Raw genomic sequence first — 12477 nt, 5'->3', positions numbered from 1 at the left:
AAATGAACGTTACCGATTATACCTACTTAATGAACAAACCCGATGCTATTACAGAAAAGCAGGCGGACGCATTAGGAAGTGTTTTGAATGAGTTTCCGTATTTTCAAAGTGCTCGTGCTTTACGATTAAAAGGACTTTTCAATCAAAATAGCTTTAAGTATAATTATGCTTTAAAAGTTACGGCCGCTCATACATCTGATCGTTCCGTTTTGTTTGATTTTATTACATCGGAAATTTTTACTTCTATTCAGAACGATTTTTACGAACAAAAACTAAGAGATCTTCTTGAAATTACTGTTTTTGAAAGTGAAATAATTTCACCTGAACAAATTAGAAAAGCAATTGAAGTAAAAACAGAAGTTGAAGAACAGCCTATTTCAGAAACCATAAAAGTAACTGAAACTCCTAATATTGTAAATCCTGCTAAAACGGAAGAAGTTAAAAAGGTTCCAGAAATAGATCCATCAATTTTTCTTGCCATTAAAGAAGCTCAATCTATAACTTTTGAGAAACCAATAAAAACAGAAGAACCAAAAATACTTCCTGTAATTGACGAATCTATCTTTGACACAATTAAACAGACTCAATCGGTAACATATGAAAAACCTGTTGTTGAAGAAAAAAATAACACAATTGTTGCTGAAGAGTCTATTTTAGAATCCACAAAAGAAACTGAAAATGCATCATTTACAGAAACAACAAAAACGGAACAACCTACAATTGATCGTATTGAAAACTCTATTTTAAGTTCGATTAAAGTTTCTGAGACACCTTCTGTAAAAGAATCTGAAGCTATAATTGCAACAGAAGAACAAAAATTTGATCGTGTTGAAAATTCGATTTTAAGCTCAATCAAAGAAGCAGAATCTGCAAATGCAGAACAATCTGCAAAAATTGAAGAAGTAAAAATTGAACCTATTATAGAAGAACCTTCTCAAAATTCGGATGAAGACGAAGACGATGGCAGTGTTATCGAGGAAATGATTATTCCAGAATTTAAAATGAATCCTGTTGAGCGATCTATTCTTTCTTCAATTAAAGAAGCCGAAACAAAAACACTTGAAGCACCAAAAGAAGTAATTCAAGAAGTTGTAAAAACTGAAGAGAAGGATGAAGAAGAAATCAAGGAGGAAAATGAAGACCTAATTGAAGAAATAATCGAGGAAGAAGAATCTAATGAACCTGCAAAAACAGCGGCAGAACATTTAGAAATTGGAAAACCATTAGATTTTTCTCTTAGCGAAAAACATTCATTCCAAGAATGGCTTCAATTATCTCGAACAGAACCAATTGACCGCTCGAACGAAATTTCTCCAGAGGAACAAGCTAAAATTGAAGCTGCAAAAGAAGAAGAAAGACAAAAAAAGGCTGAAATTATAGATAAATTTATCGAAACCAATCCAAAAATCTCTCCAATAAAACCTGGAACAATTGCTCCAGTAGTCCAAATTGACAGCAATATTGAGGACAATTCTTATCTGATGACAGAGACTTTGGCCAGAGTTTATCTGGAACAAAAGAAATATACAAAAGCAATTCAAGCTTATGAAATATTAATTTTGAAATATCCAGAAAAAATTACTTTCTTTGCAGACCGCATATCGGATATAAAGATTTTACAACAAAATAACAATAACAATAATTAAGTAATGAGCACATTTTCAATTTTTTTAGTTTTAATTACAATAGTTTGTTTTCTATTGATCATCGTTATCATGGTACAAAACCCTAAAGGAGGCGGATTGTCTTCTACTATTAGTGGAACACAAATGTTAGGTGGAGTACAAAAAACAACTGACTTTTTAGATAAAAGTACTTGGACTTTAGCTACTGTTTTAATTGTGCTAATTTTACTTTCAAGCTTAAGTTTTTCTGGAGCTTTAAGCGACACAGATTCTAAACTTATTGACAAAACAGAAGCTCCTGTAAATACACCTGCAGCTCCAGCACAAGGAACTACTCCTGCTCCAGCAGCACCAGCAACTAAATAATCTTAGTTCAATATAAAAATTCTAATGCCAGCCTGTCAAAGCTGGCATTTTTTTTAAGAAATAATGTCAGTTTTACCAGCATGGCACAATTTCTGAAAGTTTATAGAACATAAAAAAATGTATAACTTATAATAATATAAAAATCATGGCTTTAAACATTAAACCGCTTTCAGACCGCGTACTAATTGAGCCTGTTGCAGCTGAAACTAAAACTGCTTCAGGTATTTTTATTCCAGATACTGCCAAAGAAAAACCACAAAAAGGAACTGTAGTTGCAGTAGGAAACGGATCTAAAGATCATACAATGACTGTAAAAGTTGGTGATACTGTTTTGTACGGTAAATATGCTGGAACAGAATTAAAATTAGAAGGCACTGATTACCTAATCATGCGCGAAGATGACATCTTAGCAATTATTTAATTGCTGTAAGCTTTAAGCAGTAAGCTATAGGCTTTTTTAAAGGCTTAAAGCATATTGCGTAAAGCCTAAAGCAAGAACAAAAATGAGAGATTTTAAAAAATATGACATTTGGCAACTTAGCCACTCTTTAACTTTAGAAATTTATAAAATGACTTCTTTATTTCCAAAAGAAGAATTATATGGATTAACAAGTCAAATTAGAAGAGCATCTTCCTCAATTCCAACCAATATTAGTGAAGGATGCGGAAGAAGTAGTGACAAAGAGTTTAATCAATTTCTCAACATTGCTTTGGGTTCTGCAAATGAGACAGAATATTTATTGATTTTAGCTAAAGATTTGCAATATTTAAACAATGAAATTGCAGAAAAACAGATAGAAAAAATCAATAGCATAAAAAGCAAAATTTACAAACTAAAACAAGTACTTGTAAAGCTGTAAGCAAATAAAAAAATTATTAACAGCAGTAGAAAAAGCTTAAAGCTTAAAGCCTACTGCCTAAAGCAAAAATAGAATGGCAAAAGATATAAAATTTGATATTGAAGCACGTGACGGATTAAAACGTGGTGTTGATGCATTAGCAAATGCTGTAAAAGTAACTCTTGGACCAAAAGGTCGTAACGTAATTATCGGAAAATCATTTGGTGGACCAACAGTTACTAAAGATGGTGTTTCTGTTGCAAAAGAAATCGAATTAAAAGACGCACTAGAAAATATGGGTGCGCAAATGGTTAAAGAAGTTGCTTCTAAAACTAATGATTTAGCTGGAGACGGAACTACAACTGCTACAGTTTTAGCTCAAGCTATCGTAAAAGAAGGATTAAAAAACGTTGCTGCGGGTGCAAATCCAATGGATTTGAAACGTGGTATCGACAAAGCTGTTGAAACTATCGTTGCTGACTTAGCAAAACAAGCTAAAGTTGTTGGAAGTGATTCTGACAAAATCAAACAAATTGCTTCTATCTCTGCAAACAATGACGAAGTTATTGGTGAGTTAATCGCTACCGCTTTCGCTAAAGTTGGAAAAGAAGGTGTTATCACTGTTGAAGAAGCTAAAGGAACTGACACTTTCGTGGATGTTGTTGAAGGAATGCAGTTTGACAGAGGATATCTTTCTCCTTACTTCGTAACAAATCCAGAGAAAATGGAAGTTGAATTAGACTCTCCATACATCTTATTATACGACAAAAAAGTATCTTCTTTAAAAGAATTACTTCCAGTTTTAGAGCCAGTTGCGCAATCAGGAAAACCATTATTGATTATCGCTGAAGATGTTGACGGTGAAGCTCTTTCTACATTAGTAGTAAACAAATTAAGAGGTGCTCTTAAAATTGCTGCTGTAAAAGCTCCAGGTTTTGGAGACAGAAGAAAGGCAATGTTAGAAGATATCGCAATCTTAACTGGCGGAACTGTAATTTCTGAAGAAAGAGGTTATACTCTAGAAAATACAACTATCGAAATGTTAGGAAACGCAAAAAGAGTTTCTATCGATAAAGACAATACAACTATCGTAAGCGGTGCTGGTGAAGCTGATATCATCAAAAACAGAGTAAACCAAATTAAAGGTCAGATGGAAACTACTACATCTGATTACGATAAAGAAAAATTGCAAGAGCGCTTGGCTAAATTAGCTGGTGGTGTTGCGGTTCTTTATGTTGGTGCTGCTTCTGAAGTTGAAATGAAAGAGAAAAAAGACAGAGTTGACGATGCTTTACACGCAACTCGTGCAGCTGTTGAAGAAGGAATTGTTGCTGGTGGTGGAGTTGCTTTATTAAGAGCTAAACTTGCTTTAGCTGACTTAAAAGCGGATAATGCTGACGAAGCAACTGGAATTCAAATTGTTTCTCGCGCTGTTGAATCTCCATTAAGAACTATTGTTGAAAACGCTGGTCTTGAAGGTTCTGTTGTTGTAGCGAAAGTTTCTGAAGGTTCAGGTGATTTTGGATACAATGCAAAAACTGACGAATATGTAGATATGCTTACTGCTGGAATTATCGATCCTAAAAAAGTAACTCGTGTTGCATTAGAAAATGCTGCATCTGTTTCTGGAATGATTTTAACTACAGAATGTGCATTAATTGATATTAAAGAAGAAAATGCTGGAGGCGGAATGCCAATGGGAGGCGGAATGCCAGGAATGATGTAATTCATTCTCTTCTTAAAACTTAAAAGCGTCGGATTTTATCTGGCGCTTTTTTTATTTAACATTCTCTTTTTCTTTAAAAAATCTGTTATCAATACATTTGCAGTCATAATAAATTCAAAAAATGAAAAAGCATTTTACCTCACTTCTATCCTTATTTTTTCTTTCACTTTCATTCGTCTTACAAGCCCAAAATACTAAAGACAACTATGTAGTTTTAGTTTCGATGGATGGATTTCGATGGGATTATCAAAAACAATTCAATCTTCCTAATCTTAAACAAATTTCGAAAGAAGGTGTTCACGCCAAATCAATGAAACCTTCTTATCCGACAAAAACTTTTCCAAATCATTACACTATTGTAACTGGTCTTTATCCTGATCATCACGGAATTATCAATAATGTTTTTTATGATGCTGATTTAAACGAATCTTTTTCATTATCATCGAAAGCAAAAAATGACTCTAGATTTTACGGCGGAAATCCGATTTGGAATCTAGCAGAACAGCAAGGTGTAAAAACCGCTTCTTTCTTCTGGCCAGGTTCTGATATCGACAAAAGAAATCCAACTTATTTTAAAAACTACGACAATAAAATTCCTTACGAAGCTAGAATTGACACGGTTATGAAATGGCTTCAGCTTCCAGAAAAACAACGCCCGCATTTGGTGACTTTGTATTTTGACGAGCCAGATCATTCAGGACATAATTTTGGTCCGCTTTCGCCGCAAACTAAAAAAGCAGCAACTAAAATGGATTCTATTATTGGAGAAATATCTCGAAAATTAGATCAATTACCAATCGGAAAACAAATCAATTTAATAATTGTTTCCGATCATGGAATGGCTAATATCAGCAATGATAAAAAAGTAGCCGTTTTAGATTACCTAAAACCAGAATGGCTCGGATACAAAGATGTTGTAAATCCAATTATGAGTTTACTAGCTAAAGCTGGTTTTCAGGATTCTATTGCAAATGCTTTAAAAAAAGTACCACATATCAAATTCTGGAAAGCTACTGAAGTTCCCGAAAGACTTCATTACGGAACCAATCCTCGTGCGCATGATTTTGTGATTGAAGCAGAAAAAGGATGGAGTTTAGTAAGTAAAGAAAGTACTCACATAAAAGGCGGAACTCACGGTTATGATAATGAAAACAAAGATATGCATGCTATTTTTTATGCAAAAGGACCAGCTTTTAAAGTAAATAAAGAAGTTAAAACTTTCCCTAATATTTCGGTTTATCCTTTAATTGCAAATATTTTAGGATTGCAAATAGGCGAAATTGATGGAAAATTGTGCGATGTAAAATCAATACTGAACAATTAGAAAGTTTATGAACTTGAATTGCTTCCAGATAAATCTGGAGATCTCTTATTAAAACATTAAAAAGGCTTTAGCCGAACTATAAAGTTTGGCTAAAGCTTTTTCTCATTAATCTCATCATCACCTCCTCCAGATAAATCTGGAGGCAATTCAAGTTAGAAAAATCAAATCAAACATTATCTAATTAAAATGCTGTCGAAATAGAAACTTCTTTCCATTGCCCTAATTCATTCTGTACACTTGCTATTTTTTGATTTGCCATATTATAGGCATCTTCTCCTAAAAACAAATGCAATGGCGGATTCTGATCTTCACTAACTTGAATTAAAGCTTCAGCTAATTTCACAGGATCTCCTGGCTGATTTTCATTAATGTCGTCCTTGTGAGTGCTTTCAGATTGTCTTACCTCTTTATAATCTGCAATCGGATTTTCAGGCAATAACAACGAACTGTCTTTTAAGAAATCGGTTCTGAAATAACCTGGATAAACGATTGTTGCATGAACTCCAAACGTTTTAACTTCTGCTGCCAGAGATTCTGTCAAACCTGCTACGGCAAATTTTGTAGAACAGTAAATACCCCAACCCGGAAATTCTCCATAATATCCTCCAACAGAAGAAATATTAAAAATATGTCCCGTTTTATTGGCGCGCAGAATTGGCATTGTATTTCTGATTACATTTAATAATCCGAAAACATTTACTTCGTAGTTTTTTCTAGATTCTGCATCGGTTAATTCTTCTAATGCTCCTAATAAGCCGTAACCTGCATTATTTACCAAAACATCAATTGTTTTAAAATGATTGATAGTCTTGTCGATTGCATTTTTAACGCTTTTTTCATCAACTAAATCCATTTCTAAAGGAAGAAAACTTTCTGAGGAATTTCCTAAAACTTTTACTAATGCTTCTTCACTTCTTGATGTTGCAGCCACTTTAACCCCTTCTGCTAATAATTTTTTAGCCAATTCTAATCCAAGTCCTTTTGAAGCACCTGTGATAAACCAAACTTTTTTATTGTCCATGATTTTAATTTTTTTACATTATAATTACAGGACAAAGGTATTAGTGAAGTGCTTCTCAAATATTAAAGCAATCAAGCAAGAAGTTACAAAAATCAAACAATTTCTGCTAAACGATAGTTTTTTGGTGAAACCTGAACATTTTTTTTAAAGAAATTGATAAAATGAGATAATTCTTCGAAGCCTAAACACCACGCAATTTCATTAATATTCCAATTGGTTTGTTTCAGCAGAATCATGGCTTCTTGAATAATTCTTTCTGAAATAATCTGAGAAGTTGTCTTTCCAGTTGTTTCTTTCAAAGCCTTATTCAAATGATTTACATGTACATTTAACTGATTTGCAAATTCTGAAGGCGAACGGAAATTAATTTGTTGAGAAATCGATTCAATTGGGAATTGTCGTTCTAATAATTCCATAAATAAAGAAGAAACACGAATTGTAGCATTCGATTTACTGTATAATGAAGCAGTTACAGTTTGCGTTTTTAAAGCTAGGTGAATAATTTCAAAAACTAAATTTCGAAGCACATCATATTTAAAAGCATAATCAGAATTTATTTCATCAAGCATTCTTAAATAAACCGTTTTCAAAGATTCTGCTAACTCTGTAGAAATTGGAACAACTGGATTACCTCCTGGTTGGAAAAGCGGATATTCTTTTAAATTTCCAAACTGACTAAAAAAAGCATCTGTAAAAATACAGAAAAATCCAGTTTGGTTTTCATCAATATGTTCCCAACTGTAAGGAATCTGCGGATTTGCAAAGAACAAAGCCTGATCTTCAATAGCCACAACTTTATCAGCATAATGCACTTTGTTCTTCCCAATGATTAAGCTAATTTTGTAAAAGTCTTTTCTCGTGTAAGGCAAAGGGTTACAAGTGCTCCCTATATAATCATCCAGCTTAAAAACATTAAAATGTCCAATCTCTTTTTTAAGATTTTCAGGCATTCCATTTATTTTTACTTTGTAAAAATCTTCTAAAGTTTCTGTGAGTTTCATTTCGTAAAGTTACAAAAATCAATCTTTCTAAAATTGGATAATTTGTTAATTAGAAAATAAGATAATGTAAGCACAACGCATATGTGTAGAGATACACCGCAGTGTCTCTTATAGACTTCGACTTCGCTCAGCTTGACAAACTAAAGTACTTAAGAAGAAAAAACATATATTATATCTATCAATTCAAAAGCATTGCATTTCAGGAACATAAATTATAAATAGAATTAGAAATTTGGCATAATTTATGATTAATTATCTTACTTTAGTATACCCTTTAAGAGAATTATTATTTTTTAACTATTTCAGATTAGTATTGTAATTAAATTTTAATTTATCCTATAAATAATACAATCAACCAAAAACTCTCAATTATATGAAATTAATCATCCGGTTTTTTAGTTTTTTATTCTGCCTACAATCCTTTTCACAGGCAATTAGCAATCAAGATAAAATCACCAAGTACCTTACTGATTATTTTTCAGAAGACCGGGAGATTATTCACGTTCAATTCAATAAAAATATTTATACAAATAATGAAGATATTGGTTTCAAAGGATACATTTTCAGCAAAAACAATAATATCCCAAATAGCACTACGACAAATGTTCAATTAATCGTTTATAATAACGAAAATCAAATAGTTCAAAAACAATTACTTTATGCACAAGGTGGCATTTTTTCTGGCGGCATTCATTTAAACGAAAAATTTAAAGGTGGTAATTATCATTTTCATTTTTATACTAACTGGATGAATAATTTCAAAGAAGATGACTCCTTTAATCAGACTATTGAAATTATTGACACAAAAGAGCCCTATACTTTTAAAACCAATGAACCGAATTGGAAAACAGCAGAAATACGCTTATTCCCTGAAGGAGGAATTATACTAAATGATATCGTTAATACCATAGGAGTTAAGATTACAGATTGCAATAAAAAGGGAATTGAAATAACAAATGGTGTTATTTTGGATTCTAAATCAAATGAAGTCGCGAGCTTTCACACCAATCAAATGGGAAATGGTGTTTTTTATTTTACACCCAATTTGAATGAAAAATACACTCTAAAAATAAATACCGATAAACTAGAAATAGAACATCCATTAGACAAGATTTCAGAAACTGGACTGATCTTAACAGAACATAATTATCCGACCAAAAACAATTTGATTGTTGTTCTTAAAACCAATAAAAAAGGGCTTCAAGTTTATCAAAACAAAAAGTTCATTGTGCTCATTCAGCAAAATGGAAATTCGATGCAACAAGAGGTCACCTTCAATAATAACAAAACTGAACAGCCCATTTTCTTTGATAAAAGTTTTTTACCAAATGGCATCAATACTGCCAGAGTATTAGATGAAGATTTGAATGAAATTACCCAAAGATTGGCTTATATTGAACACGACGTGACTCCAACCACAATAATTCAAACAAAGACAACTGCTAACGACAGCATTATCTTGTCTGGAAAAACGGAAGCTGGCAAAGGACATTTGAGCATTAGTATTCTTCCTGAAAAAATCATTTCCGGCACTCAAAAAAAATCAATTTTGGGTACTTTTTATTTAAATGCCTATTTAGACAAACCCGTAAACGATAATTATTTTTATTTTAATCCAGAAAATAAAACTCGATTACAAGACATAGAACTCTTATTGGTCACACAACCTAAAAGCAAATACTTATGGGAAAATATTAAAGCAGGTCCGCCAAAAATTACCTACGAATCTGAAAAGGGAATTACCATAAATGGAAAAGTTGAGAAAGAACAAAAAACAAATTCTAAATATAAAATTTCTCTTTTTTCGGCAAAAAACAATCTATTTGAAGCAACTGATATTGATCAAAATAATGATTTTAAATTTGAACATTTTTTTGTTCAGGATTCGACTGTTTTAGGTTTTCAGATGACTAATGAACAAAATGCTCCTCTAACTACCAAACTAGAAGCACGAATTGCCCGAACTGAGCCTAGATTTGTTTTGGAGCCTTCATTTGAAAAAATAATTTGTCCTATAATAAAAAAAGATGCTAATCCTATTTTTAATTTCCCACCACCTAAAGCAAAAGTTTCTGAGTTAAAAGAAGTAGCTATAAAAAACACCTTTAAAAAACAGGTTTTTATTCATAAAGCCGAAGTGAGCCCTATGGCCAGAGCATTTAAATCTGACGACAAAGATTACAGAACAGTATTGGAATTTATTTCTATTAACGGTTATCTTGTATCTAATTCAATGGATGGTAAAGTGGCTATATATGACCGTCGATCTCGAGACCAACCTACTAGTCCAAGTATCTATATTGACAATACTTTGATCTACAACTTCGAACAGCTTTTAAATATGACATTAAACCAAACAGATGAAATCTATATTGATAGAAATGGAATCTCCAGTATTTCCGGGATTCATTCAGAAGGAAAAATTGTTAATGCACAAGGAACAATTAAAATTTTCATGAAAATCGGGAAAAACAACGATTTATTTAAACAAAAATATACGACACTAGTCGTAACAAAAGGTTTTGCACAAAACTTCACTTACAAAACGGCACTATTAGAAAATCAGGAAGAATTTAATTATTTCGGCACCTTAAATTGGTCTCCAAACATCGAACTAAATAATGGTTCAGATTATCAAATTAAAATACCAAAGAATGGCCAAAAAGAAATAAATGTCTTATTAGAAGGTTTTACTGATGAAGGATATTTAATATCGGAAGTCAAAAAAATTCCTATTGGAGGATCGTTTTAATTTGTCAATTTGATAATTTGAACAACCTCCTGATAAATCTGGAGTTTATTCAACAAAATAGTAAACCCGACAGGTTTTAAAAACCTGTCGGGTTTATGCATTGCGTAGACGCACTGCCGTGTGCCTTTACAGCCAATATCATTATCTAATTATCTAATTCAAGAAACAACTTTGTAAGTAGGGTCTTCAATAATATTTACCTTAATAACAGCGCCAGCATTTTTTAGTAATTTCCTACAGTCTGCGCTTAAATACTGTAATTCTATTGTTTTATTTTCCTGATTGTATTTTTTAGTGAGATTATTCAAAGCTTCAATTGCCGACATATCAGAAACTCTACTTTCTTTAAAATCGATTATAACATGATTTGGATCGTTCTGAATATCAAATTTTTCAATAAAAGCAGTTACAGAACCGAAAAATAATGGTCCATAAATCTCGTAATGCTTAATTCCGTTTTCATCAATAAAATGTCGGGCGCGAATTCTTTTTGCACTTTCCCAAGCAAAAACTAAAGCTGAAATAATTACGCCAATTAAAACCGCCAACGCAAGATTATGCAATACAATTGTTATTAAAGCAACCAGAATTCCAACGAAAATATCATGTTTAGGCATTTTATTAATAATCCTGAAACTTGCCCATTCGAAAGTGGTAATCGCAACCATCATCATAACACCAACCAAAGCTGCCATTGGCAATTTTCCAATTACTGGCGCACCAAAAAGTATAATTACTAAAATAGTTAAAGCTGCAATAATCCCAGAAAGTCTAGCTCTAGAACCCGCGCCAAGATTTACTAAAGTTTGTGCAATCATCGGGCAGCCTCCCATTCCGTAGAAAAATCCGTTTAGAATGTTCGAACTTCCTTGCGCGATACATTCGCGATTACTGTTGCCACGAGTTCCCGTGATTTCGTCGACTAAATTCAGCGTAAGCAAACCTTCGGTCAAACCAACGGCCGCGACAATTACTGAATAAGGGAATATGATTTTTAAAGTTTCAAAAGAAACAGGAATATTCGGAATATGAAAAGGAGGAAATCCGCCTTGAACAGAAGCGATATCTTCGACTGTTTTAGTTTCGATATTAAAAATAATTACTAAGGCAAAAACAACCATAATTGCAACTAAAGACGCTGGAACCGCTTTTGTGATTTTAGGAAAAAACAAAACAATAGCAACAGTAAGCGCAACCAAACCTAGCATAATATATAAAGGAGTTCCCTGAAGCCAAGAAACTTGTCCGTTTACAATGGTTTTAAATTGTTCTAATTGCGACATAAAAATCACAACTGCCAAACCATTTACAAAACCAAACATAACAGGCTGTGGCACTAAACGAATAAATTTTCCGAGTTTAAAAAGTCCGATACAAATTTGCACCACACCGCCGAGCGCAACGGCTGCAAAAACATATTCTATTCCGTGAGATTTCATGAGAGCAATGAGAACTATAACGGTTGCTCCCGCTCCGCCCGAAATCATTCCAGGTCTTCCTCCAAAAATAGCTGTTACCAATCCTGCAATAAAAGCAGCATATAATCCAACTAATGGCGGAAATCCTGCCAAAATTGCAAAAGATAAAGATTCAGGAATCATTGTCATTGCAACGGTTAAACCTGCTAAAATTTCGTTTTTATAATTTACCTTTTGAGAGAAATCAAAGAGTTGGAATGTTTTTTTCATAAGGCACAAAATTAGAAAAATTATATGCAAAAAAAGGACAAACCTTTTCGTAATAAAAAAGTATCATTCGCAATAGAAGAAGTAGAAAACAGAAGAAATTAACTTAACTGTTTTAAAAGAAAAAGAAAAATCGAA

10 protein-coding genes are annotated in these 12477 nt (G+C 32.7%); 7 read left to right on the top strand and 3 right to left on the bottom strand.

The annotated features are described in order from the left end of the window. The first annotated feature begins 2 nt into the window (after positions 1-2). From NYQ10_RS08710 to NYQ10_RS08685, 6 genes are all read left to right on the top strand, one after another. Entirely contained in the window at positions 3-1646 is a 1644-nt protein-coding gene (locus NYQ10_RS08710) for a tetratricopeptide repeat protein (RefSeq protein WP_289880031.1), read from the top strand. A gap of 3 nt (positions 1647-1649) precedes the next feature. Further along, positions 1650-1991: a preprotein translocase subunit SecG gene (secG, locus tag NYQ10_RS08705; protein ID WP_229354331.1), complete on the top strand. Its 342-nt coding sequence runs from the start codon at positions 1650-1652 to the stop codon at positions 1989-1991. A gap of 145 nt (positions 1992-2136) precedes the next feature. Next, the gene (locus tag NYQ10_RS08700) at positions 2137-2412 is read left to right on the top strand and encodes a co-chaperone GroES (protein ID WP_012023920.1); all 276 of its coding nucleotides are present in this window, start codon (positions 2137-2139) and stop codon (positions 2410-2412) included. 82 nt (positions 2413-2494) lie between these two features. Next, complete coding sequence (locus tag NYQ10_RS08695; protein ID WP_289880029.1) at positions 2495-2851, top strand: four helix bundle protein; 357 nt, start codon at positions 2495-2497, stop codon at positions 2849-2851. A gap of 73 nt (positions 2852-2924) precedes the next feature. Beyond that, positions 2925-4556 carry a chaperonin GroEL gene (gene groL / locus NYQ10_RS08690; RefSeq protein WP_177210785.1) on the top strand — a complete coding sequence of 544 codons (1632 nt, stop codon included), beginning with the start codon at positions 2925-2927 and terminating at the stop codon, positions 4554-4556. Between the two features lie 121 nt (positions 4557-4677). Continuing rightward, a complete protein-coding gene (locus NYQ10_RS08685; RefSeq protein WP_289880026.1) occupies positions 4678-5880 on the top strand; it encodes an ectonucleotide pyrophosphatase/phosphodiesterase in 1203 nt (400 codons plus the stop codon). A 181-nt stretch (positions 5881-6061) separates the two neighbouring features. On the opposite strand, the gene NYQ10_RS08680 is transcribed toward NYQ10_RS08685, so the two are convergent. Both NYQ10_RS08680 and NYQ10_RS08675 read right to left on the bottom strand, forming a co-directional pair. Next, a complete protein-coding gene (locus tag NYQ10_RS08680; RefSeq protein ID WP_289880025.1) occupies positions 6062-6901 on the bottom strand; it encodes an oxidoreductase in 840 nt (279 codons plus the stop codon). A 92-nt stretch (positions 6902-6993) separates the two neighbouring features. Beyond that, entirely contained in the window at positions 6994-7902 is a 909-nt protein-coding gene (locus tag NYQ10_RS08675) for a helix-turn-helix domain-containing protein (protein ID WP_289880022.1), read from the bottom strand. 373 nt (positions 7903-8275) lie between these two features. Between NYQ10_RS08675 and NYQ10_RS08670 the strand changes: the two genes are divergently transcribed. Next, on the top strand, positions 8276-10654 hold the full coding sequence (locus NYQ10_RS08670; RefSeq protein WP_289880020.1) for a hypothetical protein: 2379 nt from the start codon (positions 8276-8278) through the stop codon (positions 10652-10654). 158 nt (positions 10655-10812) lie between these two features. On the opposite strand, the gene NYQ10_RS08665 is transcribed toward NYQ10_RS08670, so the two are convergent. Continuing rightward, a complete protein-coding gene (locus NYQ10_RS08665; RefSeq protein ID WP_289880018.1) occupies positions 10813-12342 on the bottom strand; it encodes a SulP family inorganic anion transporter in 1530 nt (509 codons plus the stop codon). Between the last annotated feature and the right edge of the window lie 135 nt (positions 12343-12477).

The organism is Flavobacterium johnsoniae (assembly GCF_030388325.1).
Classification (GTDB): Bacteria; Bacteroidota; Bacteroidia; order Flavobacteriales; family Flavobacteriaceae; genus Flavobacterium; species Flavobacterium johnsoniae_C.
Note: the sequence above shows the minus strand (reverse complement) of the source record. Positions and strands in the feature narration are given on the sequence as shown.